The sequence below is a fragment of the Nocardia callitridis genome, assembly GCF_039543305.1.
GTDB classification, from domain to species: domain Bacteria; phylum Actinomycetota; class Actinomycetes; order Mycobacteriales; family Mycobacteriaceae; genus Nocardia; species Nocardia callitridis.
Map to the genome: position 1 here is coordinate 323,485 of NZ_BAABJM010000006.1, position 23,142 is coordinate 346,626.

Annotated in this window: 22 protein-coding genes; 10 read left to right on the forward strand and 12 right to left on the reverse strand. The window is 66.5% G+C overall.

Annotated elements, in window-relative coordinates; all coding sequences use genetic code 11:
* Positions 1-196: 196 nt before the first annotated feature.
* The 3 genes from ABEA50_RS25885 to ABEA50_RS25895 all read left to right on the forward strand — a co-directional run bounded on the left by ABEA50_RS25885 (position 197) and on the right by ABEA50_RS25895 (position 2,625).
* Positions 197-1,696 carry a class I adenylate-forming enzyme family protein gene (locus tag ABEA50_RS25885; protein WP_345498653.1) on the forward strand — a complete coding sequence of 500 codons (1,500 nt, stop codon included), beginning with the start codon at positions 197-199 and terminating at the stop codon, positions 1,694-1,696.
* A 31-nt stretch (positions 1,697-1,727) separates the two neighbouring features.
* Positions 1,728-2,030, forward strand: coding sequence for a hypothetical protein (locus ABEA50_RS25890; protein ID WP_345498655.1), 303 nt, complete (start codon positions 1,728-1,730; stop codon positions 2,028-2,030).
* A 247-nt stretch (positions 2,031-2,277) separates the two neighbouring features.
* A complete protein-coding gene (locus ABEA50_RS25895) occupies positions 2,278-2,625 on the forward strand; it encodes a hypothetical protein (protein ID WP_345498657.1) in 348 nt (115 codons plus the stop codon).
* Between the two features lie 307 nt (positions 2,626-2,932).
* On the opposite strand, the gene ABEA50_RS25900 is transcribed toward ABEA50_RS25895, so the two are convergent.
* From ABEA50_RS25900 to ABEA50_RS25920, 5 genes are read right to left on the reverse strand one after another with little or no spacing between them, the layout of a single operon-like run.
* Positions 2,933-4,558 carry an FAD-dependent oxidoreductase gene (locus ABEA50_RS25900; RefSeq protein ID WP_345498659.1) on the reverse strand — a complete coding sequence of 542 codons (1,626 nt, stop codon included), beginning with the start codon at positions 4,556-4,558 and terminating at the stop codon, positions 2,933-2,935.
* A 26-nt stretch (positions 4,559-4,584) separates the two neighbouring features.
* Positions 4,585-5,397 (reverse strand): acyl-CoA thioesterase, encoded by an 813-nt coding sequence (locus ABEA50_RS25905; RefSeq protein WP_345498661.1) that lies wholly within the window; start codon positions 5,395-5,397, stop codon positions 4,585-4,587.
* Between the two features lie 5 nt (positions 5,398-5,402).
* On the reverse strand, positions 5,403-5,594 hold the full coding sequence (locus ABEA50_RS25910) for a ferredoxin (protein WP_345498664.1): 192 nt from the start codon (positions 5,592-5,594) through the stop codon (positions 5,403-5,405).
* Positions 5,595-5,608: 14 nt separating this feature from the next.
* Positions 5,609-5,821, reverse strand: a complete 213-nt coding sequence (locus ABEA50_RS25915) for a ferredoxin (protein ID WP_345498666.1) — start codon at positions 5,819-5,821, stop codon at positions 5,609-5,611.
* A complete protein-coding gene (locus ABEA50_RS25920) occupies positions 5,818-7,134 on the reverse strand; it encodes an NADH-ubiquinone oxidoreductase-F iron-sulfur binding region domain-containing protein (RefSeq protein ID WP_345498795.1) in 1,317 nt (438 codons plus the stop codon). The genes ABEA50_RS25915 and ABEA50_RS25920 overlap by 4 nt, the downstream gene beginning before the upstream one ends.
* Before the next feature lie 66 nt (positions 7,135-7,200).
* Between ABEA50_RS25920 and ABEA50_RS25925 the strand changes: the two genes are divergently transcribed.
* On the forward strand, positions 7,201-7,671 hold the full coding sequence (locus ABEA50_RS25925; protein WP_345498668.1) for a hypothetical protein: 471 nt from the start codon (positions 7,201-7,203) through the stop codon (positions 7,669-7,671).
* A gap of 23 nt (positions 7,672-7,694) precedes the next feature.
* Here ABEA50_RS25925 and ABEA50_RS25930 read toward each other — a convergent pair whose 3' ends face one another.
* The 7 genes from ABEA50_RS25930 to ABEA50_RS25960 all read right to left on the reverse strand — a co-directional run bounded on the left by ABEA50_RS25930 (position 7,695) and on the right by ABEA50_RS25960 (position 14,003).
* On the reverse strand, positions 7,695-8,564 hold the full coding sequence (locus ABEA50_RS25930; RefSeq protein ID WP_345498670.1) for an alpha/beta fold hydrolase: 870 nt from the start codon (positions 8,562-8,564) through the stop codon (positions 7,695-7,697).
* 14 nt (positions 8,565-8,578) lie between these two features.
* Positions 8,579-8,923 (reverse strand): Rieske (2Fe-2S) protein, encoded by a 345-nt coding sequence (locus ABEA50_RS25935; protein ID WP_345498796.1) that lies wholly within the window; start codon positions 8,921-8,923, stop codon positions 8,579-8,581.
* A 142-nt stretch (positions 8,924-9,065) separates the two neighbouring features.
* Positions 9,066-10,211: an amidohydrolase family protein gene (locus tag ABEA50_RS25940; RefSeq protein ID WP_345498672.1), complete on the reverse strand. Its 1,146-nt coding sequence runs from the start codon at positions 10,209-10,211 to the stop codon at positions 9,066-9,068.
* A 20-nt stretch (positions 10,212-10,231) separates the two neighbouring features.
* Positions 10,232-11,323 (reverse strand): amidohydrolase family protein, encoded by a 1,092-nt coding sequence (locus ABEA50_RS25945; RefSeq protein ID WP_345498674.1) that lies wholly within the window; start codon positions 11,321-11,323, stop codon positions 10,232-10,234.
* A gap of 146 nt (positions 11,324-11,469) precedes the next feature.
* Positions 11,470-12,837, reverse strand: coding sequence for a cytochrome P450 (locus ABEA50_RS25950; protein WP_345498676.1), 1,368 nt, complete (start codon positions 12,835-12,837; stop codon positions 11,470-11,472).
* A 45-nt stretch (positions 12,838-12,882) separates the two neighbouring features.
* On the reverse strand, positions 12,883-13,074 hold the full coding sequence (locus ABEA50_RS25955) for a ferredoxin (protein WP_345498678.1): 192 nt from the start codon (positions 13,072-13,074) through the stop codon (positions 12,883-12,885).
* A gap of 68 nt (positions 13,075-13,142) precedes the next feature.
* Positions 13,143-14,003 (reverse strand): mycofactocin-coupled SDR family oxidoreductase, encoded by an 861-nt coding sequence (locus ABEA50_RS25960; RefSeq protein ID WP_345498680.1) that lies wholly within the window; start codon positions 14,001-14,003, stop codon positions 13,143-13,145.
* Positions 14,004-14,346: 343 nt separating this feature from the next.
* On the opposite strand from ABEA50_RS25960, the gene ABEA50_RS25965 reads away from it, so the two are divergent.
* The 6 genes from ABEA50_RS25965 to ABEA50_RS25990 all read left to right on the forward strand — a co-directional run bounded on the left by ABEA50_RS25965 (position 14,347) and on the right by ABEA50_RS25990 (position 23,128).
* The gene (locus ABEA50_RS25965; RefSeq protein ID WP_345498682.1) at positions 14,347-15,885 is read left to right on the forward strand and encodes an AMP-binding protein; all 1,539 of its coding nucleotides are present in this window, start codon (positions 14,347-14,349) and stop codon (positions 15,883-15,885) included.
* Between the two features lie 206 nt (positions 15,886-16,091).
* Positions 16,092-17,738: an FAD-dependent oxidoreductase gene (locus tag ABEA50_RS25970; RefSeq protein ID WP_345498685.1), complete on the forward strand. Its 1,647-nt coding sequence runs from the start codon at positions 16,092-16,094 to the stop codon at positions 17,736-17,738.
* 64 nt (positions 17,739-17,802) lie between these two features.
* Positions 17,803-18,666 carry an alpha/beta fold hydrolase gene (locus tag ABEA50_RS25975; protein ID WP_345498687.1) on the forward strand — a complete coding sequence of 288 codons (864 nt, stop codon included), beginning with the start codon at positions 17,803-17,805 and terminating at the stop codon, positions 18,664-18,666.
* Between the two features lies 1 nt (position 18,667).
* Positions 18,668-20,371: a bifunctional 3-(3-hydroxy-phenyl)propionate/3-hydroxycinnamic acid hydroxylase gene (locus ABEA50_RS25980; protein WP_345498688.1), complete on the forward strand. Its 1,704-nt coding sequence runs from the start codon at positions 18,668-18,670 to the stop codon at positions 20,369-20,371.
* Positions 20,328-21,368 carry a 3-carboxyethylcatechol 2,3-dioxygenase gene (locus tag ABEA50_RS25985; RefSeq protein ID WP_459077168.1) on the forward strand — a complete coding sequence of 347 codons (1,041 nt, stop codon included), beginning with the start codon at positions 20,328-20,330 and terminating at the stop codon, positions 21,366-21,368. The genes ABEA50_RS25980 and ABEA50_RS25985 overlap by 44 nt, the downstream gene beginning before the upstream one ends.
* A complete protein-coding gene (locus ABEA50_RS25990) occupies positions 21,365-23,128 on the forward strand; it encodes an FAD-binding protein (protein WP_345498689.1) in 1,764 nt (587 codons plus the stop codon). Before ABEA50_RS25985 ends, ABEA50_RS25990 begins: the two co-directional genes overlap by 4 nt.
* The last annotated feature ends 14 nt before the right edge of the window (positions 23,129-23,142 follow it).

The window sequence follows — 23,142 nt, forward strand, 5'->3', positions numbered from 1 at the left end:
ATGTCGATGGCGCTGCTGCGGTAGGCGGCCGAGTCCCCTTTGTCGATGGTGCGACGCGGGTTCGTCGCTACGGGGCCTCGTGACCCGACTCGACGCTGAGTGAATATGTTATTCTCCTTTGACGAGAATCATCATTTCAGTGTGGTCGGACACTGCTGCGTGTCAGCGCCGACGGCGTTCAGGGAGAGGTTGCGCAATGAGCATTTCGCTGTTGCTGGAGATGGCGGCATCGAGCGACCAGGACCGAACGGCCGTGGTTTCCGACGAATTGCGTTTCACCACTGGAGAATTGAGTGCGCTCGCCGACGGGGGAGCGGGCGTGATCGCGGCCTCGGGTGCGCGAAGTGTCGCCTATGTCGGCACCGGTGGCGCCATGCTGCCGCTGCTGCTCTTCGCTGCCGCGCGCGCGGGAGTCCCCCTCACCCCGTTGAACTACCGGCTCAGTGGTGACCGGCTGCGCGAACTCATCGATCGTCTGCCGGACCCGTTGCTTATCTCCGACGACGAATACCGCAACGCCGCAGGAGCTTCCGTGCGGCGCGCGCTCGGCTCCGGTGAGTTCGTCACGGCGGCACGGGCGAGTGAACCCCTCTCGTTGTCACCCGACCCGGAAGATATTGCCGTCGTCCTGTTCACCTCGGGTACCACCTCGCGTCCGAAAGCCGTTGAGCTGACGCACAATAACCTGGTCAGCTACATCACCGGCACGGTCGAGTTCGCTGGCGCGCAACCCGAGGACGTGGCGCTGATCTGTGTGCCCCCCTATCACATCGCGGGAGTCGGTGCGGCGCTGTCGAACCTGTACGCGGGCCGAAAAATGGTGTACCTGCGCAGTTTCACGCCCGAGGAATGGATTCGCCTGGTCAACACCGAAGCCGTCACCACGGCCACGGTGGTGCCGACCATGCTGGACCGAATCGTCGGCGCGCTCAGCGCCACCCCCACCCCACTGCCCACCCTGCGCAACCTGGCCTACGGCGGTTCCAAGGTGGCATTGCCGTTGGTGCGCAAGGCACTCGACCTGCTGCCCGAAGTCGGATTCGTCAACGCCTACGGGCTCACCGAAACCAGTTCCACCATCGCGGTACTCACCCCCGACGATCACCGCGCCGCGCGGGCGTCCACCGACGAGGACGTACGTAAACGCCTCGGCTCAGTCGGTCAGGCGGTGCCGGGCATCGAAGTGCAGATTCGCAGTGAGCAGGGTGCGGTGTTGCCCGCGGGACAGCCCGGCGAACTCTATGTGCGCGGGCCGCAGGTATCGGGCAAATACACCGGGATCGGTTCCGTCCTCGATGCCGAAGGATGGTTCCCCACCAAGGATTTGGCGGTCCTGGACGCCGAGGGATACCTCTTCGTGCACGGCCGCAGCGACGACACGATCATCCGCGGCGGTGAGAACATCGCCCCCGCCGAGCTCGAGGACGTGTTCGTGGAACATCCGGACGTGCACGAGGTCGCTGTCGTCGGGGTCGAGGACGCCGAGTGGGGCCAGATCATCGTCGCCGTCGTAGTCCCCACGGCGGGAACGACTCCCGACCCGGAAGCACTGCGCACCCACATCCGCAACAACCTGCGCGGCTCGCGCACCCCCGACCGTGTGGTCTTCCGCGACCACCTCCCCACCACTCCCACCGGGAAAGTGTTGCGCCGAGAACTCGTCGCCGAACTCACCCTCGAACCCGCGGACCAGTAGCGCCCCGCACCCACAGCGAGAAAGGACCGTCATGGTCAAGAACGGCACCCGCCTACGCAGCCAGGTATGCGACACCGAAGTCATCGTCGTACGAGCCACCGAAACCCTCGACGACCTCCGCGCCGGCGGCGCCCTGATGCTTCCCTTGGACGCCGACCGCCCCGCCGCAGCTAGCCTCGCCCCCGACCTCACCGACGGCAATGTTCTCGGGAAACGCTACGTCGACCCCGACGGAGCGGAGATCCTGGTAACGAAAGCGGGCAAAGGCACCCTCACCATAGGCACCACCCCGCTGACCTTGAAAGAAGCAAAACCCCTGCCCGCCAGCGACTGACCCGCCTCGAGATCACCAGGCCCACCGTGTGCAGACCCCCTCACGCCCGCTGACCCGGTAAAACGCTCCCTGGGCAAACCGACGGTATCAGCCCGCAGTCTAGAACCGGCGTAGACCTGAGATCACCAGGACAGCATCGGCCGACAACGCGGAAATCACCGCACCCGTGTCCTTCTGATCGTTTAGCCGCACACCTCTGAACATACGAAACCAGACCTAGCGCCCGCTCACTTGAAGGATCCCTGCCATGCCCGACGCAAAGATGCTCGTTTTCTCCAACGCTACCGAGGGTCAAGACGCGACATTCAACGAGTGGTACGACACCGTCCATCTGGCGGACGTGCTCTCGGTTCCCGGTGTCGTCGGCGGCCAGCGATTCGAACTTGTGCCGAATTCCCTCCCTGGCCAAGAAGCCCCGGAGCATCGGTATCTCGCGGTCTACGACCTGGACGCCGACCCCGATTCGGTGGTGCGCGCGTTTCAGGAGCGTGCGGGTTCCGGGGAGATTCCGCTGAGCCCCGCGTTGGATGTGCGGAGTCTCGCGGTGTCGGTATGGCGGGCTTCCGGTGAACGCCAGGTGCCGGACGTGGAGTGAGCCGACACGGTCTCGTGCCGGATTCACGTTCATACTGAACCCGTCCTGACTCCGTTATGGATCACGTCCTGCGGAAACGGCGACATCGACGCGGCTTCCCGTTTCCTGTTGGTTCGCGGGGTCTTTCGGTGTCTCGTAGGTCGGTCGGGCGACGTGTGAACTATCAAGCGGGTGAGGGGGCGCGTGGTGAGTCACAATCCTGGGACGTGGCCTGCTGGGTGATGCGCACCCGACGATGCTCGGACAAGTCGTTCACGACCGACACTGGGCGTAACGCCTCACGTCCGTGCTGCGCGTCTGTCCGTGTCTACCCCCGCGCCACGGCCAGCATCTCCTCGATGGTGACGAACTTGACTCGCGGGCGTTGCGCTTCGGTGCCCCGTGCGCGTTCGGCGGCGTCGATCGCGCGCCACCCCGGCCAGTCGACGGGAGCGATGTCGCGGTCGGCGAGGGCGGTCAGTAGGGAATCGCGGTCGGACACTGTGCGTTTCAGTGCGCCGGTGTCGAAGTCGGCGAGGAGAGCGGCGACGGTTTCTTCGGCGCAGGAGCGGTTGGTGCCGATGACGCCGCGGGGGCCGCGTTTGATCCAGCCGGTGACGTAGACGCCGGGCAGCGGCGTGCCGTCGTCGGCGATCACCCGGCCGTGTTCGTTGGGGATGGTTCCGGTGTCGGCGTGGTGGGGGAGGCTGGCTACGGCGTTGCCCCGGTAGCCGATCGAGCGCAGCACCAGGGTGGTTTCGATGAGTTCGGTGGTGTCGCTCGATCCGGGGTGGCCGTTGGTGCCGACGTCGTTGTGGACGACGCGCACCCCTTCGACATGGTCCGCGCCGACGATTTCGGCGGGGGAGACGTGGAAGCGGAAGATGATCCGTTTGTTGCCGGGTGTCGTGGTGCGCGTGCGGTATTCGGCGGCGAGTTGGAGTTTGAGAGCGGTCTCCACGCTATCGTCGGGGTCGGGAGACAGGTCGGCGTCGTCGACGAGTACGTCGATGCCGTCGAGGCTGCCGAGTGCGAGGAACTCGCCCATGGAGAACGCGCTGTCGCGGGGGCCGCGTCGGCCGAGGATGACGACTTCCTCGATATCGCTGTGCGCCAACGCTTCCAGTGCGTGTTCGGCGATGTCGGTGCGGGTGAGCCGGTCAGGGCCGAGCAACAGCACCCGTGCCACGTCGAGCGCGACATTGCCGTTGCCGACGATGACGGCCCTGCGCGTGGACAGGTCGAAGGCGTGGCGCGCGTAGTCGGGGTGGCCGTTGTACCAGGCGACGAAGTCAGCGGCGGGATGATGACCGGCCAACTGCTCGCCGGGGATGCCGAGGTCGCGGCTGGCCGAGGCGCCGACGGCGTAGATGACGGCGTGATGGTGGGCGAGCAGGTCGGCGTGAGTGAGGTCCGTACCTACCTCGACGTTGAGGTGGCAGCCGAACCTGCGGTCGGCGAAGGCCTGATCGAACAGGCGGACAACGGATTTGGTGCGTAGGTGGTCGGGCGCCACGCCCGCGCGAATGAGTCCGAACGGGGTGGGTAGTCGTTCGAAGAGGTCCACCTCGACACCGCGCACGGCGAGGAGTTCGGCGGCGGCGTAGCAGGCCGACGGTCCCGCGCCGACGATCGCGACACGCAGCGCACCCGGTTCGACGGAGGCGGCGGGTCCGAGCGGTTCCGGGAAGGCCGATTCCAGTGGGTGTCGCTCGAAGTAGGCGGCGTTGATGTCCTTGAACGGTGCCAGCTCGGCGGGCAGATCCAGTTCGGAGTAGATCGCGTCGACCGGGCATTCGTCCACGCAGGCGCCGCAGTCGATGCAGGTCTCCGGGTCGATGAACATCTGGGTGCTGTCGGGTTCGTCGCTGGTGGCCGGTCGGATGCAGTCGACAGGGCATGCCGAGACGCAGCTGGCGTCCTTGCAGCAGTTCTGGGTGATGACGTAGGCCATCCGGTGCCCTCCTCTGTGGTCGGGTATTACCTGTCGATGCGGACGAGGGCTTCTTGGGCATAGGAGGCGACCAGTGCACCGTCTTCGGTGAGCATGTCGCCGCGCCCGTAGCAGCGGCCGTTGGCCAGGATCGGGCTGTGTTGCCGCAGCAGCAACCAGTCATCGGTGCGCAGCGGTCGATGGAACCAGAGGGTGTGTGAGGTGACGGCGGACAGGAACTGGGTCCCGTTGCCGCCCTGGCTGATTCCCTCGATCGGCCGCAGCGCGGTGCCGATCAGTGTGAGGTCGGTGGCGTAGGCCGCGAGTGCGGTGCCGAGTTCGGCGGCGACGGCGGGCGTTCGCATCCACATCCGGTAGTCCGCAGGGCCGATGTCGGTGGCGTCGAGGTCGTCGGCGGTGCGAATCTCCCAGGGGATCAGGCTGATCGGCTTGCGGTATCGCGTGCCGAGGACGGGCGGGACCTCCTCGGTGTTCTGATGTTCGGGTCCGCCCTCCGGCACGTGCATCGAGACCGACGCGGTGGCAATGAGTTTCGTGCCTTGCGTAGCGACGACGGTCAGTGCCGCGAAGGATCTGCCCTCGTGGTGCCGCGTCACCTGATAGCGGACCGGCTGGTCGTCGTGACCTTCCCTGGCGAAGATCGTGTGGATCGATTTGATGATCTTCCCCGGGCAGCTCAGTCGGGCTGCCTGGATGAATTGGCCAAGGATCTGCCCACCGAACAGGCGGTGGTATTCCAGGTGCTGATTGTCGCCTTCGTAGACGCGGTCTTCCGCTGTGCCCGTGTCGATCGGGCGCAGGTCGAGGCAGGCGAGCAGGTCGTCCCACATGTCGGTCATGGCGCTCATTTCACGAGGGAGATGGCTTGGCGCGGGCACTGCCGTACGGCGTCGTCGACGCCGGCCGCGATATCCGGCGTGACCTCTTCGCGCAGGACGTTGAGGAAATCGCGGTCATCGAGTTCGAAGACCTGGGGGCTGGCGGCCACGCACAGGCCGTTGCTCTCGCAGAGGTCGAAATCCACGGAAATTTTCATCGGAGGCTCCAAAGTCAGTGCGGCGGCAGGTCGTCGGTCAGTTCCACGATCGCGTGGGCCGGGCAGTCGAGGAGGGCACGCAGGACGGCGGGACGATCCTCGGGCGGCACGGTGCCGTCGCCGACGAGGCTGGCGTACCCCCAGTCGTCGAGGGAGAAGTACTGCGCCGCGTGTTTGGCGCAGGTGCCGAAGCCGTCGCACAGGGTGCGATCGAGTCGAACTCTCATGGGTGCGTCACCGCCTCCACTTCGTAGGGCCGTGCGGCGTCGAAGGCGCCGGATCGGCAATTCTGGCAAGGGGTTTCGAGGTGGCGGGCGACCTCGTCGGGGAATCGAGACAGCAGCGAGGCCGCGATATTGGCGGCGCCGTCGAGGGTCGCGCAGGCGCCGCGTCCGCGCAGCACCACCGACCAGCGTTCGAGTCGAGTGAGGTCTTCGGCGGTGGCAAGGCCGTCACGCAGGCCTCGCGCGGCGGCGGCCATGGCGGCGGTGCCGTTGAAGCAGGAACCGCACTGCCCGGCATTTTCCCTGTCGAAGTAGGTCAGCACCGAAGCGGCGACGGCGACGGGGCATTCCGTGGTGAGCAGTGAGATCGCACCGCAGCCGAGTCCGCTGCCGAGTCCCCGCAGCGTCTCGTGGTCGAGCGTCGCGTCGAGGATGTCCCGATTCAGTAGTCCGGCGAAGTAGCCGCCCATCAATACGCCACGCACCGAGGTCGCCGCAACACCGTGTAGGGCAAGGACTTCGGTGAACGGAATACCCAGGGGCAGTTCGTACAGCGCAGGGGGAAGACCCGCGCCGGTGAGCGTGGCCAGGATGGTCCCCGATGACCGTTCGGTGCCCTCGGTGCGGAATTCCTCGCCGCCGTGGCTGTGCAGAAAGGGCAGGTTGGCCAAGGTTTCCACATTGCTGACGGCGGTGGGTCGACCGTCGACACCGTGCTGGAACGGGCGCGGCGGTTTGTCGCTCGGGAGGGCGGGGCCGCCGTTGAGCGCGCGCACCGCCGCTGTCTCCTCGCCCGCGACATAGCCGGGTTCGACGGTGCGCACGCCGACGGTGAGCCCGGCGAGGGTGGATTCGTCGAGTTCGGCCATGGCCTCGGTGATTCGGCGTGCCGATTCGGCGTCGGAGACGTAGAGGTGGACGGTCTCGGCGGCGATGAGGTGCGCGGCAAGGCGTGCGCCGTCGAGCACGAGGTGCGGGCGGTGGCGCATCAACCACTTGTCCTTGGCCGACGCCGGTTCGCCCTCTTCCCCATTGGCCACGACGACCGGAGTGCGACCGCGCCGGCCCGCGTCCCGTACCGAACGCAATTTGGTGCCGAGCGGGAACGCAGCACCACCGCGGCCGAGTAATCCGCTGCGTTCGATTTCGGCCAACAGCGCGTCGGCGGATTCCAGCCGCCGATATCCGCCGCCGTTCCGATATTCGGCGAGTCCTTCGACATCGGCGCCGCCCTCGAACGACGTGCGCAGCAGGCGTGGTCGGCAGTGCGCCGCGGCGACAACCAGTTCCCTGATCGGCTCGGAGGTGGTGTGCATACTCATTCCTGCTCACTGGAATTCGGGTGGCGCCGCGACAGGCGTGTCGCGGTTATGCTGGCCGATATGCGAACGGCGGTGGTGCGGGTCGGTGTCGACCCGAACGGCGAATTGACCGGGACCCAATTGGACGACGGTGTCGCCCGGCTGATTTCGCTTGCCGAGGTGACCGGCGCGGAGGTTGTCGCGCACAATCTGGCGGCACTGCCCGGCCCGCGACGCGAGGTGCAGGTGTTGCTCGCCGCCGACGCCGAGGAGTTGACCGCCACGGCATTGCGTCTGTGCGCGAAAGCCTTCGCCACGACCCCGGTCGTCGGAGTGGTCACCTACGTGAGCCGAGGTACCGACGAAGACGCCGACGGCGTGCTCGCCGGGTTCGGCCTGGTCGGCGCCGTGGAACGCGAACACGGTGCCGAAGGCTGGGACATCGTGCGGGTGCGGTTGCCGAGGGCGGACCTGGAGCGCGTGCCCGAGAGCCGGATACACACCGCCCTCGAGGCCGCCCTGAACTGCGAGGTACACATCCTCGCGGTCTGATGGCCGAGGCGGGATCGGCGGCCTCATCGGCGATCCAGAAATTCGAGGATGGCCGGTGCGGCCCGCACCCAGGTGTCGAACATCGGGAAATGGTCGAGCTTGCCCGAGGAATATTCCTCGAAGGCGCGCTCCCAGTAATCCTCCGGCCACGGCGGTTCGATCAGTGTCGAGCCCTCGATCAGGCAGTGCACCTCCAGCGAGGTGCGTTTCGGATGATCGAGATCGTTGGCGCCACCGCGAATAATGAGACTGGGTACCCGAATACGATCGAACATCTCGTCATCAACACCGGGAATGGTTTGTCCCGGTTTGGACACGTAGGCGTTGAGCCAGCGCAGCGACAACTTGACGAATTCGTCTTTGTCCAAGGCGAGCAGCCGTTGCTCGTTCGCCGGATTCTCCGCGATGCGTTCGCGCCATTCCCGCATGCGGGGTAACCCCGCGATACCACGACCACGCACCGTTTGCAGGCTGGGGAGCACGTAAAAGGCACCGAGATTGAACGTGCCGTAGATACCGCCGACGATATTCCACAGCACCAGACCGGTGACCAGCTCGGGATACAGCATCGCGGTCAGCATCGAATCCCGTGCGCCACCGGACCCGCCGGCCAGGACGCACGGACCGATAGCCAACGCGCGCAACAACTCACGCAGGGTCTCGGCGCGCATGTGTGATTCGGTGGGCCCGAAGAACTGCACATCGGAGGCGCCACAGTTGGGTCGGTCCCACAACAACACGCGGTACCCGCCCGCCACCAGCGCCTCTGCGAGCGGGCGCAGACCGGATACGTCCTTGCCGAACCGGCCGCCCGGCGTGAGCACGATGAGATCGCCTGTGGTACCGAGTATTTCGTAGACGACCCGGCCGCCATTGACTTCCACGGAAGACACGATCGCGCTCCCGCTCAAGCCGTCACGAGGACGTCGTCACCGACGACCCGGACGGGATAGGTGCGGATACTCCACTCGGGCTTCACCGCGGTGGTGCCGGTCGCGAGCTCGAAACCCCATTGGTGCCATGGGCAGAAGATGAACTCCAGGTCGCGCACCATTATCGCGTCACCGGGCACGCTGTCGTCGACGATGGTGCGTCCGCGCGGGCGTCCCGCGCACAGCGGGCCGCCCTCGTGCGGGCAGTAGTTCGCGATGGCGTAGAAGGTGCCGCCGACATTGAAGACGCCGACACCGTGCCGCCCGATCGGCACCACTTTCGAAGTGCCAGGCGGTATTTCGTCTACCGTGGCGACGATATGCTCGCGCCCCTGCGCGAGCCGGGGCGCGGCGGGATCGGTGCTCGCCGCTCGCGCGGGCGGCTGCTGCGGCGCGGCGCCCGGCGCCGGTTTCGCGGATCCGCCGGTCGCCGCTGCGGGTTGTGCGTTCGGTTCGGTCAATTCAGAACACCCGCGCTTGTCCGTCGAGCGCGGGCACCGTTTCCGGCAGGTGATAGGTCTCCAAGCCGTTGCGGAACATCACTCGCTCCCGTGCGTTCTCCGGCAGATGCTTGAGCAGCCAGCGCGGATCGTCGAAGGTCCAGTGCGGGTAGTCCGAGGAGAACAGCAGGATCCTCTCGGCCTCCATCCATTCGAACGCCCTGGTCAGCTCGATCTTGTCCTCGGGATAATCCAAGGGCTGGGTGGTGAAGCGAATGTGTTCCTTGACGTAGTCCGACGGCTTGCGGCGCAGCCCGGTGAAGGACTTGCGCGCGGCGTAGATCGCGTCCATCCGCCACATCAAGGGAAGAATCCAGGTGAAGGCATGCTCGACGAACACCACTCGCATGGTGGGAAAACGCTCGAAGACGCCGTCGAAGATCATGCTCATCACTTGATTTGCCGCGAGCAGCGAGTAGGTGACCATGAAATCGTGGTTGTAGCTGGGGAATCCGACCGGCGGCATCGGCATGGTCTCGTACGCGCCGCGGCCGAGATGGCAGCTCACCGGCAGGTTGTGTCGCACGGCGGCGGCCCAGACCGGGTCGTAGCGCGGGTCGCCCCAGGAGGGTCGCGGCTCGGCCTTGATCAGAACCTGTGCCATGAACGGGTGCTCGGCCCATGCCTCGATTTCGCGCACGGCGCTGTCGGGGTCGTCGATGGCGACGCAGATCGAACCGCGCCAGCGTTCGTGTCGATTGTTCTGCGGGTCGAGCCAGTGGTTGGCCAGCCAGGTGTTCACGCCGGTAGCCATCGCCGCGGTGGCCTCGGGCAGGCGGGTGGCCTTGACCGTCGGTTCCAGGATCGCGATGTCGGACCCGGCGTCGATGATCAACTGTTGTAACGCCAATTCCGGGTCGCTGCCGGGGAATCCGCCGTCGGTGGGGAAGGTGTCGGTGCGCATCGCGAAGGAATGCGCGTAGTCGGGCGCGTCGTAGATGATCGTGTCGCCGACCTTGTGGCTGCGGAAATACGCGCTGCGGTGCGGCTCGGGGATGTACTCCACGAGTTCCCTCGGCCTCGGCACGGGATGCACGTCCGAATCGACGACGCGCACCGCGACCCGCTGCGGGGCCGGAGCGCGCTGTTGCTCATGGGCCAGCGTCATGTCGTCTCCCTTGCTTGCGACTAGGTGGTGGCCGAACCGACGGGAATGTCGATGCCGTAGAGCTGTGCGGCATTGCGCCAGCAGAGTTTGTCGCGTTGTTCGGCGCTGAGTGCGCCGGTCAACGCGTCGACCGTGCCCATCTGCCAATGCGGATAGCTGGAACCGAACATCACCATGTCCTGCTTGCCGGTGAAATCGAGCCATTCGCCTGCGAATTCGGCGTCGCCGGGGCCGTCGAGGCTGCTCGCGACGAAGTACACGTGGCCTGGCAGGTAGTCGCTCGGCATCCGCGGCGCCCACGGGGTTTGCTCGAGGTGCGGTCGTCCGAAGGTGTCCATCCGCCAGATGAAGGGTGTCAGCAGGTCGGCGCCGCCGTCGGCCCAGACGAACTTCAGCTGTGGCATCCGCTCGAACACGCCCTCGGCGATCATGTTCATCAGGTGATAGAGGTAGTTCATCGCCATGAAGCCCAGGTACTGCTCATAGGTCCTGGTGTGCCCGGACGGTGTCGGCGGGAAGGCGACACTCTCGCCGGTCTCGATATGCGCGGCCACCGGAAGTCCCGCCGCGGCGGCGGCTTCCCACAGCGGCCAGAATTGCGGCTTGCCGTAGACTTCCCGCGATTGCAGCGGGATACCGACCTGGACGACGCCGGGATGGTCGCGATATTTCTCGATCTCGCGCAGCGCGCCGGGGATGTCTTCCGGGTTCACCCGAATGGTGCCTCGGTAGTGGTCGCGGTAGTGGCCGGAGTCCAGCCAGCGTGTCACCATCATCTCGTTGTGCGCGGCGAGGACGGCGCTGGTGAGATGTCGATCGGGCAGCACACCCCTGGTCATCGGGTGCAGCACGGCGACGTCGACGCCGCGGTCCTCGAACAGCTGCGCGCCGACGAATTCCGGGTCCGAGCCGGGATAGCCACGATCGGGTCCCTTTGTGCCCTCGGCGTATTCGCCGCCGGGTGCGCCGTACCAGTCCATCTCCGGGTCGGGAATACCTCGGCTGGCGAACGGCTCGCGCAGGTGCGCGCGCATGTCCCGGTTGGAGGTGAAGAAGATGTGCACGCTGGCGTCGATCAGCGGCGTGCTGGTGCCGTCGGGGTGTTGTTTCATCGGGCGCCTTCCGCGCGTGGATCAGCGACATCGCCGCGCTGGGGTACGGACTGAGAGCAGCAGCGCGGCAACGAGTTCAGTACCCGCTTCGGTCCTTCGAGTGGCCGCACCGGTGGCAGCGAGTGGCACGGTGTCCGCACGGGTCGTCAGTCCTCGATCCGAGCGGCCTCGTTGCGGACGGTGACCGATTCCGCGAGGTGCTGCTCGTCGCAGATGCGTTGCAGCTTGCTCAGGGTCTCTTTCAGTCCTGCACCGAGGCGCGGGCCGGGAGTGAATTCGGCGGGTAGATTCCGCATGCCCTGGATGACGCCGATCGTCTCGTAGTGCACGGCCGTGGCGGGGTCGCAGCGGTAGTCGGGCATCCGGTCGAGCACGGCGGTGAGCATGGACTTGAACACTGTGCGCGCGACATTCGATCCGATGCAGCGGTGCACCCCGAGACCGAAGCTGAAGTGGCGGTTTCCCTTGCGGTCCAGCACGATATCGTTCGGGTCGGGGAAGATCGCCGGATCCCGGTTGGCCATCGCCCAGGACAGCCAGAGGCGTTCGCCCTCGTGGAAATCCGCGCCGTCGATCCCGAAATCCTGGGTGATCGTGCGGCCGTCGCCGGGTGCGGGCGTGTAGAACCGCAGGAATTCCTCGGTGGCGGGATTGAGCAGGGTGTCCCGTTCGCGACTGAGTTCGGCGCGGCTGTCGGGGTTTTCGGAAAGCCATTCCAGCGCGTGCGCGGTGAGCGCGGTGCTGGTGTCGAAGCCGCCGCCGATGACGAGTCCGAGCATGCCGAGCAGTTCGAGGTCGGGGGCGGGCTCGCCGTCGATGCGTAGGTCGACCAGCGCCTTGATGATGCCGGGGCGCGGGTTCTGCTTCACCTCGTTGAGATTGTTGATCAGGTCGATGCCCATCGCCCTGTGCATTTCGGCGACGCGTACCGAGTCCGGGGAACTCTCCGGCGTGTAGACCGCGGCGTGGGTCGGCTCGCTGTAGGTTTCCCACTGCTCGATCGGGATGCCGAGCATCGCCAGGGTGAGCACGGCGGGAACGATATTGGCGAGATCGTCGACGAAGTCGATGTGCCCGGTCTCGATCTTCTCGTCGATCGCGGCGCGGGTCACCTCGTCGATGAACGGCTCCCACCGCTTGACCGCCGCGGGGGACAGATAGGGGTTGAGCACCGCACGGTAGGTGCGGTGTTCGGGATCGTCCATTTCCAGCATGCCGCCGCGCACCATCGACGCGCGTTTGGCGGTGGGGATGGAGATGCCCTTGTAGCCGTTGCGGTCACCGGAGATGTCGTGATCGTTGGAAACGTAAGGGCAGCGGGCCAATTCGAAGACCGCGCCGCTGCTCGCGGCGACCCAGTGTCCGTCATAGGTGTCGCTCCACGCCACCGGGCACTTCTCGTGCATCTCCTCGGTGATCGCCTGGAACTCCTCGCGATAGGCGGGGGTGTGCCGATCGAAGTGGTACCGATTTCGCTTGCGCTGTTCGTCGTCGACCAGGTCGTCAGTACTCAAGGTGTTGCCCCTCGTGTGCGTGCACCCGCTCGGGTGCGTCAGTTCTCAGGAGATGGAGATGGCGCGTTCCGGGCAGGAGTGCATCGCCTCGCGCACCTGCCCTTCCTGATCGGACGCGACTTCTTCGGACACCGGTGCGGAGTGACCGTCGATATCGCTGAGCTCGAAGGACTTCGGCGCGATCATCGCGCACAGTGTGTGTCCTTGGCAGCGTTCGGAATCGACCTGAACCTTCACTGTCTTGCCTCCGCGTTGATCTGTGCTTGTGCTGGCGTATTTGCGCTGTTCATGACGTCGAGGAGGGGTCAGATGTGGTAGTCGTACCACTTGAGGTAGCCGCCGCCGTCGACGCGCAGCTGCATGCCGGTGATGTACCTGGCTTCGTCGGAGACGAGGAACACGATCGCGTTGCTGATGTCGATCGGCTCGATGAACGGGATCTTCATCGCCTGTTGCACGGCGAAACCGGGCTCGGCGTCGGCGCGGGTGGGGTGCTCGAGGTCGGGGCGGAAGGAGCGGTACATCGGCTCGCTCTGCAACATGTCGGTGTCGCAATTGGTGGGGTGTACGACGTTGGCGCGGATGCCGCGCGGCGCGAGGTGGGTGCCGAGGTCGTTGACGTAGTGCGCGAGTGCGCGTTTGGAGTGCATGTAGGCGGCGCCGCCGAGGTCTTTGCCTGGATTGTCGGTCTTGCTGATGTCCATCAGTGCGGCGGTCGAGCCGGTCGCGATGATGACACCGCCCTCGTTCAGGTGCGGCAGCGCGACCTGGATGGCGTTGATGGTGCCGACCAGGTTGGTGTTGATCACATCGCACCACGCGTCGACCTGCGGCTCGCCCTTCATCCCGGCGACGCCGGCCTGGGCGATCACGATGTCGAGCTTGCCGAACTCGGCGAGGCCCTGTTCCAGTGCGGTGCGTAATTGCTCGGCGATCCGAACATCCGCCTGTGCGGTGACGATGCGGCGGCCGGTCTTCTCGACCAGTTTCGCAGTCTCCTCCAGATCCTCCGGTCGCGCAAGGGCGTAGCCGATGGTCGGAATGTCCTTGCACAGATCGACCGCGATGATGTCGGCGCCTTCCTCGGCCAGGCGCACAGCGTGGCTGCGGCCTTGGCCGCGTGCGGCTCCCGTGACGAATGCGACTTTGCCCTCAACACGTCCCACGACAGTCCCTTTCCTGCGTTCTTCCCCGGGCTCGAATCACCGTCCCGCGCGGATCGGCGTGGCACCCGCCGTGCGGGACGAGCCATCGTGAAGAACAGCCTTTGCGATTCATGAGAACGGTACTCTCTGCCTGTCTTGCCTGCAAGATGTTGCCACTCACCGGCGGAACGTTGATTTGGTATCTCGGCGTAGTCGGACTCGTCTCGATGCAGTCGGCATGGTGTTCGACCGGCCTTCGAAGTGCCATATGAATGTATGATTCGCGTTTACAGAGAATCATATTTCCGCCGTTCGGTGGAGTATTTCGCGCTTTGTCTCAACGATCGAGGAAGTGGTGATCGGCATGCGAACGATCCCGACCGCACTGCGTGCGCGCTACGAAGCGGCGGGCTGGTGGCGCCGCGACACCCTGGGTGAGCTGCTTGCCGGTGCGCTCTCGGGTTCCGAAAAGCTGGAATTCCGAGTGCATTCCGATATTCGGCCGTGGTCAGGCACCTATTGCGACGTCGAACGGATGGCGCGCAGGCTGGCCGAGGGGCTGCGGAACCGAGGTGTCGGTTCCGGCGATGTGATCGCGTTCCAGTTGCCGAATTGGCGGGAGGCCGCCGCGACCTTCTGGGCATCGGCGCTGCTCGGTGCGGTGGTGGTGCCGATCGTGCACTTCTACGGTCCCAAGGAACTCGGCTACATCCTCGATACCGCGCGTCCGAAGGTCTTCATCACCGTCGAGCGCTTCGGGCGGATGCGGTATCGGCCGGACCTGTGCGCGCGGGTGCCGATCGTGGGGGTGGTCGACCGCGACTTCGACCGGCTGCTCGCCGCCGAGCCGATGCGCGGCACCCTGCCCGCCGATCCCGAAGGGCCCACGCTGATCGCGTTCACCTCCGGCACGACCAGCTCGCCCAAAGGTGTTGTGCACAGCCACCAAACGCTCGGCTGCGAAGCGCGTCAGCTCGCCGAGCAGAACGCACACGACATGGCCACGCAGCTCACCGCCACCCCCGTCGGGCATTTCATCGGCATGGTCGGCGCGTTCTTCATTCCGGTCCTGCTCGGCAAGCCCATCCACCTCGCCGACACCTGGAATCCCGGCAAGGCGCTGGCATTGATGAAGAGCGATCGCGTCGCGATCGGCGGTGGCCCACCGTATTTCGTCACCAGCCTGCTCGACCACCCCGACTTCACCGCCGAGCACCTCGACGGCGTGCGCTATTTCGGACTCGGTGGCTCGGCGGTGCCCACCGCGGTGACGCGCAGGCTGACCGATCTCGGTATCACCGTCTTCCGTGCCTATGGCAGTACCGAGCACCCCTCGATCACCGCCTCCCATCACGAGGCGCCCGAACACGAGCGGCTGTTGTCGGATGGCCGGCCCATGCCAGGGGTGGAGGTTCGGCTCGGTGCCGACGGCGAGATCCTGAGTCGCGGACCCGATCTCTGTCTCGGCTACCTCGATGACGCGTTGACCGAGCGGGCCTTCGACGCCGAGGGCTGGTATCGCACCGGCGATATCGGCGTGCTGCACCCCGACGGCTATCTGACGGTCACCGACCGCAAGTCCGACGTGATCATCCGTGGCGGCGAGAACATCAGCGCCGTCGAGGTGGAAGAGGTATTGCTCGCCATGCCCCAGATCGCCGAGGCGGTAGTGGTCGCCGCGCCCGACGCCCGCTTCGGTGAGCACGCGTGTGCGGTTGTGCGAGTGCGGGAAGGTCACGTGCTTCCGGAGCTGGCTCAGGTGCGCGCGCACTTCGAGCAGGCGGGTCTCGCGCGGCAGAAGTGGCCGGAGGAAGTGGTCGGTGTGGACGACTATCCGAGGACCGCGAGCGGGAAGGTGCGCAAACACCTGATTCGCCAAGGTATTGCGACTCGGTCGTCATGAGAATAGTATTCTCATAAATCGCGAATCTAATTTCATGCTACACGCTGCGAATATGCCAGCAATCGCCGAGAGGCGAACGGCGCGAATTCCCCGATCGGTGCAGAGACGGGTCGGTGCGGCGGCCACGGCATGAGACGCGAAGGGCGCTCGAACGGCGAGCGTCGCACGGGGATGCCCCGCGAAGCCCTGCCGAAAGGATCAGCCCGGTGAACCAGCCAACGCAGCAGTCGCAAACCTGGGACCACGAGGTCGATGTCGTCGTGCTCGGCACCGGCGCCTCGGGCTTGACCGCCGCACTCGCGGCCTCGGCAGCCGGCGCGTCGGTGGCGATCTACGAGAAGGCCGATACCGTCGGCGGCACCAGTGCGGTGTCGGGTGGTATTGCCTGGATCCCGGCACACCATCGCAGTCCCGACGGCGAACTCACCGTCGCCGAGGCTATGAGCTACCTCAGGGCGCAGTCGTTCGGGTCCATGGACGAAGCACTGGTCGAGATCTTCGTGCGCACGGGTGAACAGGCGATCGAGTTCGTCGAGACCCACAGCGAGGTGCGCTTCGAAATCGCCGACGGTTTCCCGGATTACAAGCCCGAACTACCCGGCGGACGTCCCGGCGGCGGCCGATCGCTGAGCCCGACAGCCTACGACGTCTCCCGCCTCGGATCATGGCGCGAGCGCCTCACCGCCTTCCCCCCGGACTGGAGCAATGTCGGCTTCGACGCCGAAACCAGGGCGCGGCTGCACGCGGCGATCGATGACGACTCCGCCGACCTGGTCGTCGCCGGTGCCGCCCTGATCGCCGGATTGCTGCGCGGGGTGCTCGACGCGGAGATCGAACCGCGCACCGGCGCGCGTGCGGTCGACCTGATTGCCGAGGGGCGTCAGCTCGTAGGCGTGCGAATCCTCGCCGAAGGTAGGACTTTCCGCGTGCGAGCGCGCAGCGGCGTGGTGCTGGCGACCGGCGGATTCGAATGGGACAGCGAGCTGGTGAAGACCTATCTGCGCGGGCCGATGAACGGTGCGGTCTCCCCGCCCAACGACACCGGCGACGGGCTGCGCATGGCCATGGCACACGGCGCCGACCTCGGCACGATGAGCGAAGCGTGGTGGGTGCCGATCGTGCGCATCCCCGGCGACACCATCGAGGGCAAGCCGCGCAGCCGCAGTGTGCGACTCGAGCGCACCAGGCCGCGCAGCATCATGGTCAATCGCGCGGGGCGGCGCTTCACCAACGAGGCGGGCGAATACAACTCGATGGCCGGTGCGTTCCACTACCTCGATCCCAAGAGCGGCTACGTCAACGATCCCGCGTGGATCGTCTTCGACCACGAGCACTTCCGAAAATACGGTTTTCTCGGTGTCGCTCCGGGTGGCGAGGCGCCGGAATGGTTCTCGCCGTCGGCGGATCTCGCCGCGCTGGCCGCGACGACCGGCATCGACCCCGAAGGTCTCGCCGCGACCGTCGCGCGGTGGAACACGGTCGTCGCCGGTGGGCACGATCCCGACTACGGGCGCGGTGGGAGTGCCTACGACGGCTATTGGGGTGACGACAACGCCGAGACAGTGCCGGGTCGCACCCTCGGCCCGCTCGATACCGGCCCCTATTACGCGGTGCCGGTGACGGTGGGTGCGATGGGGACCAAGGGTGGTCCGCGTACCGACGCCGACGGTCGGGTGCTGCATGTCGACGGGACGGTGTTGCCGGGACTGTTCGCGGTCGGTAACGCGATGGCAGGGGTGACCGGCCGCGCCTACGGCGGCGCGGGCGGAACGATCGGTCCCGGCATGGTTTTCGGCTATCGAGCCGGTCATGCCGCCGCCACCGGCAAGTCGGTCAGCGGGCCGGTCGAATGACCACGCCGAGGTCTAAAAGACTGGCGCACAGTCGGTTACACAACTCTTCTGGCCGGAGGTAAGAGTGTCGGAATACGAGAGCATCTGGAGCGACCTGCAAGCGGTCGCGTTCACCCAGGGGTACCTGGACGCCGGGGGAGTGCGCACGCGCTACCTGCACGCGGGCACGCCGGACAAACCGGTGCTGGTGTTCCTGCACGGCTCGGGCGGTCACGCCGAGGCCTACGTGCGCAATCTCGCCGCCCACGCCGCGCATTTCTCCACCTGGTCGATCGACATGCTCGGCCACGGTTACTCCGACAAGCCAGGTCATCCGCTCGAGATCGAGCACTACGTGCGCCACCTGCTGGCCTTCTTCGACGCTATCGGTGCCGAAAGCGTTTGTCTGAGTGGAGAATCGCTCGGCGGCTGGGTCGCCGCGCGCGCGGCCGTCGATCATCCCGAGCGTATCCGCCGCCTGGTGCTCAACACCGCGGGCGGCTCGCAGGCCGACCCCGAGGTCATGCGTCGAATCATCGAGCTGTCCATGGCCGCGGCGCGCGATCCTTCGTGGGACACGGTGCGGGCCAGGATCAAGTGGCTGATGGCCGACAAGACCAAGGACTACGACGACATCGTCGCCAGCAGGCAGCGAATCTACCGGCAGCCGGGGTTCGTCGACGCGATGAGCGACATCATGGCGTTGCAGGATCCGGTGATCCGTCAGCGAAATCTGCTGGGCCCCGACGAATACGGTGCCATTACCGCGCCGACGATGGTGGTGTGGACCAGCGATGACCCGACCGCCGACGTCGCCGAGGGTAGGCGCATCGCCTCGATGATCCCCTCGGCGAGGTTCGAGCTGATGCCGGGGTGTGGCCACTGGCCGCAATACGAGGATCCGAAGTCCTTCGACGCCCTGCATCTCGAATTCCTGTTGGGCGGTTGAGATGTCGAGCGAGGCCGCAGGAAAATCCGAGCGCACGGCGCGCGCGGTCGATGTCGTGGTGGTCGGCGCGGGACCGGTCGGCCTGACGCTGGCCAATATCCTCGGGTTGCGCGGAGTGCGCACCCTGGTGCTCGAACAGCGGCCGACGTTGATCGACTACCCGCGCGGCGTCGGCCTCGACGACGAGTCCCTGCGCACCTTTCAGTCGATCGGCCTGATCGAGCAGGTTCTCCCACACACGACGCCGCACCAGATCATGCGATTCGTCGACGCCAAGCGTCGGCTGCTCGCCGAGATCGCGCCGGCCGACACCTCGTTCGGCTGGCCCAAGCGCAACGGATTCGTGCAGCCGCTCGTCGACGCCGAACTCCTGGCCGGTCTGGACCGGTTCCCGCACGTCGAGGTGGCGTGGGGCAGCCCGATGGTCTCCTGCGAGGAACAGCCCGACGGGGTTGTCGTCGGGGTCGGCGACGACAATCCCGACGACGAATCCGAGGCCGAAAGCTACACCGTGACAGCGCGTTACGTGGTGGGCTGCGACGGCGGCCGGAGCGCGACCCGGCGGCGGATGGGCGTGGCGTTCGACGGCACCACCTCGCCCACCCGCTGGCTGGTGGTCGATCTCGCCACCGACCCGCTCGGTCATCCCAATATCGAGGTGGGGGCTGACCCGGCGCGGCCGAACGTTTCGGTGTCGATCGCGCACGGAATTCGACGCTTCGAGTTCATGATTCATGCCGACGAGTCCGACGAGCGGGCCGAAGCCCCCGGGTTCGTCGCCGAAATGCTCGCGCCCTTCGTGCCCTACCCGGACCGGGTCGAGGTCATCCGGCATCGCGTCTACACCCACCACTCGCGCATCGCCGCCTCGTTCCGGCGCGGACGGTTGCTGCTCGCGGGCGATGCCGCACACCTGATGCCGGTGTGGCAGGGTCAGGGGTACAACAGCGGCATCAGGGATGCGGCCAATCTCGGCTGGAAGCTGGCCGCCGTGGTCGCCGACCACGCCGCCGATGCCCTGCTCGACAGCTACGACACCGAACGTCGCGTGCACGCGCGGGCGATGATCGACCTGTCCACCATGGTCGGGCGGGTGATCTCGCCGACCAACCGTGCGGTCGCCGGGATGCGCGATGTCCTGGTGCGTGGCGCGGCCGCGGTGCCCGCGTTGAAGCGGTACGTGCTCGGGATGCGGTTCAAACCGATGCCACGCTACGAGCGAGGCGCGGTGGCGCCCAGCCGTTTTCGCGGTCCGGGTTCAGCGGTGGGCACGCTGTTCATTCAGCCACGCGTCGACATTCGCGAACAGTCGGGCGTGCTGCTCGACGACGTACTCGGACCGTGGTTCGCCGTGCTGTGCTGGAACAACGACCCGCGCGGCGTGCTCGGCGACGCGGCGTTCGCGCAATGGAAAGCGCTGGGGGCCACGTTTATCGAGGCCCGTCCGCAGACTCAGCTGCACTGGGACGGACACGACCACCCCGACGTGATCGTCGTCGGCGACCGTGGCGGTGACCTCAAGCGGTTCTTCGACCGACAGCTCGATTCGGTGCTGTTTCTGCGTCCCGATCGCTGTATCGCCGGTGCCTGCATCGCGCAGCGCGCCCCCGAGCTGAGCGCGGCATTGCTCGACGCGCTCACCTTGCGTCCGGGAGGTGAACATGTCGCTGGCACTGGCTTGCGTATCGCACAGTCCCCTGCTTGAACTGCCTGGACCGCCACCGGATCTGGTCGCCGAGGTGGACGCGGCATTGGCGGTGGCACGGGATTTCGTGCGCGACTTCGACCCCGAACTGGTGGTGATCTTCGCCCCGGATCACTACAACGGGTTCTTCTATCAGCTCATGCCGCCGTTCTGCGTGGGCACCTCGGCCAGCGGTGTCGGGGACTACGGCACCCACGAAGGCGCGCTCGATGTGCCCGAGGGCCTGGCCACCGATTGTGCCGCGGCGGTACTCGACGCGGGCGTCGACGTGGCGCTCTCGGCCGGGATGGCGGTCGATCACGGCACGGTGCAGCCGTTGGCGCGGCTGCTCGGTTCCGCGACCGCGCGTCCGGTGCTTCCGATCTTCCTCAATTCCGTTGCCGTGCCGCTGGGTCCGCTCGCCCGTGCGCGGGCGCTCGGTGCCGCCGTCGGCGCATATCTCGCTGGTCTGAACAAGCGTGTACTGGTGATCGGATCGGGCGGGCTCTCGCATGATCCTCCGGTACCCACCTTGGCGGGCGCCGTCGGTCCCGTGCGCGAGCGCATCGTGTTCGGCACACCGATGAGTGCCGAGCAGCGGTTGGCACGGCAGCGCCAGGTGATCACGGCGGCGCGGGAGTTCGCCGAGGGCACCGCCCCGTTACGTCCGCTGAATCCGGAATTCGACCACCGCTTCCTCGACGTGCTCGATCGCGGCGCGCTCACCGAACTCGACGGGTGGACCAATGCCGCGATCACCCGTGACGCGGGCCATTCGGGTCACGAAATCCGCACGTGGGTGGCGGCTTTCGCCGCGATGGCCGGGCAAGGCGGCTACCGCACCGGGTCGCGGTACTACCGCGCCGCACCTGAACTGATCGCTGGCTTCGCCGTGCGCACCGCCGTGGCGGACAGGACAACCGGCGTGGGCGGCGCGGAATCTTCGCGCTCCGCACGACCGCCCTCGGACAGCACAGCATCGGCCGAGCAGTCTTCGGCAGGCAGGAGTATCCCGTGACGACACCATCTTCCGAGGAGTTCGACCACACCGTCGACGTGCTTGTTGTCGGTTCCGGCGGTGGCGGTATGACCGCGGCGCTGGCCGCCGAGGACGCCGGTCTCGAGACCCTGGTCATCGAAAAGGGCGCGCGCTTCGGCGGTTCCACGGCGCTGTCCGGCGGGGGCATCTGGGTTCCCGGCGCGCCCTCACAGGTCGCCGCGGGGTATCATCTGGATCCGGAGTCGGTGATCGGCTACCTCCGCACGATCACCGAGGGCTCGGTGAACGAGGCGCGGCTGCGCCGCTACGTCGAAGACGCGCCACGCATGATGGCATTCCTCGAAAAGTCCAGTTCCTGGCTGAAATTCGTGTGGAAGCCGGGGTACGCCGATTACTACCCCGAACTCGACGGCGGATCCGAGCAGGGCAGCACGATCAACGTCCCGCCGATCGACCTGCGTGAGCTCGGTGAGCTGGAACAGCAGTTGCTGCAGCCCCTCGCGCTCGCGCCGAAGGGAATCTGGCTCGGCCCCAAGGAGCTCCGCTCGTTCTACCGGATCAGGCAGTCCTGGGAGGGCAAGGCGGTCCTGGTGAAATTGCTCTGGCGCATGGTGCGCGCCAGGGTATTCGGCGACCGGATCGCGGCGATCGGCCAGTCGTTGGCCGCCCGGCTGCGGCTGGCGATGCGCGACCACGACATCGCACTGTGGTTGAACACGCCGATGACCTCGCTGCTCACCGACGCCTCGGGTGCGGTCACCGGCGCGGTGATCGAGAAAGACGGTCGGCGGCAACGTGTTCGGGCCAGGCGGGGGGTCATCGTCGCCTCCGGCGGCTTCGACCACGATATGGCGTGGCGCAAGGAACAGCAGCCGCTGGTCGATCAGGACTGGAGCTTCGGCAACCCGCTGGCCACCGGCGACGGCATCCGGGCCGGTGAACAAGTCGGCGCCGCTACCGGGATGCTGGACGAGGCGTGGTGGTTCCCCGCCATCCAATGGCCCGACGGACGCATGCAATTCATGCTCAACGAGCGCATGATGCCCGCGCAGTTCATCGTCAACGGCGACGGTGTCCGCTTCTGCAACGAGGCCGAACCGTACATGGACTTCGGCCACCACATGCTCGCGGGACAGCAGACCGGCGTCACACACATTCCGTGCTGGTTGATCACCGACCACCGGTCGTGGAAGCGCTACGTCATCGGCGGGCACCTGCCGATTCCCAAGGTGCCCTTCGCTCCCGTGCCCACCGGGGACAAGATTCCGCGCGCCTGGCTGGAATCCGGTGTGGTGAAGGCGGCGGGCTCGATGGAGGAGATGGCCGTCAAGATCGGGGTGCCACCGGAACCGTTGCGCGCCACCGCGGCTCGGTTCAACGAGATCGCCACCGCAGGGTACGACGCGGACTTCCAGCGTGGTGACAGCGCCTACGACAACTACTACGGCGACCACACCCTGCCCAATCCCAATCTGTTCCCGCTCGGCAAGCCGCCGTTCTACGCGTTCCGCATCGTGCTCGGCGACCTCGGCACCTCGGGCGGGCTACGCACCGACGAGCACGCCCGCGTGCTTCGCGCCGACGACAGCGTGGTGGCGGGCCTGTACGCGGTCGGCAATGCCTCGGCGGCGGTGATGGGGCGAAGTTACGCGGGCGCGGGCGCCACCATCGGCCCCGCCATGACCTTCGGCTACGTCGCGGCCAGGCACATCGCCGAACACCGAGGCACCGACACGGCCGTCGAAACCGGGGGCGCACAACAAGAGTCGCCCAACTGACATCGGAGGTAGCA

Excerpts from the sequence above, each read along its gene's own strand:
- ABEA50_RS25885 (WP_345498653.1), top strand. The coding sequence starts at position 197 with ATGAGCATTTCGCTGTTGCTGGAGATGGCGGCATCGAGCGACCAGGAC.
- ABEA50_RS25890 (WP_345498655.1), top strand. The coding sequence starts at position 1,728 with ATGGTCAAGAACGGCACCCGCCTACGCAGCCAGGTATGCGACACCGAA.
- ABEA50_RS25905 (WP_345498661.1), bottom strand. The coding sequence starts at position 5,397 with ATGACCGACATGTGGGACGACCTGCTCGCCTGCCTCGACCTGCGCCCG.
- ABEA50_RS25920 (WP_345498795.1), bottom strand. The coding sequence starts at position 7,134 with ATGCACACCACCTCCGAGCCGATCAGGGAACTGGTTGTCGCCGCGGCG.
- ABEA50_RS25925 (WP_345498668.1), top strand. The coding sequence starts at position 7,201 with ATGCGAACGGCGGTGGTGCGGGTCGGTGTCGACCCGAACGGCGAATTG.
- ABEA50_RS25945 (WP_345498674.1), bottom strand. The coding sequence starts at position 11,323 with ATGAAACAACACCCCGACGGCACCAGCACGCCGCTGATCGACGCCAGC.
- ABEA50_RS25965 (WP_345498682.1), top strand. The coding sequence starts at position 14,347 with ATGCGAACGATCCCGACCGCACTGCGTGCGCGCTACGAAGCGGCGGGC.
- ABEA50_RS25980 (WP_345498688.1), top strand. The coding sequence starts at position 18,668 with ATGTCGAGCGAGGCCGCAGGAAAATCCGAGCGCACGGCGCGCGCGGTC.
- ABEA50_RS25940 (WP_345498672.1), bottom strand. The coding sequence starts at position 10,211 with ATGACGCTGGCCCATGAGCAACAGCGCGCTCCGGCCCCGCAGCGGGTC.
- ABEA50_RS25915 (WP_345498666.1), bottom strand. The coding sequence starts at position 5,821 with ATGAGAGTTCGACTCGATCGCACCCTGTGCGACGGCTTCGGCACCTGC.
- ABEA50_RS25910 (WP_345498664.1), bottom strand. The coding sequence starts at position 5,594 with ATGAAAATTTCCGTGGATTTCGACCTCTGCGAGAGCAACGGCCTGTGC.
- ABEA50_RS25900 (WP_345498659.1), bottom strand. The coding sequence starts at position 4,558 with ATGGCCTACGTCATCACCCAGAACTGCTGCAAGGACGCCAGCTGCGTC.
- ABEA50_RS25895 (WP_345498657.1), top strand. The coding sequence starts at position 2,278 with ATGCCCGACGCAAAGATGCTCGTTTTCTCCAACGCTACCGAGGGTCAA.
- ABEA50_RS25985 (WP_459077168.1), top strand. The coding sequence starts at position 20,328 with ATGTCGCTGGCACTGGCTTGCGTATCGCACAGTCCCCTGCTTGAACTG.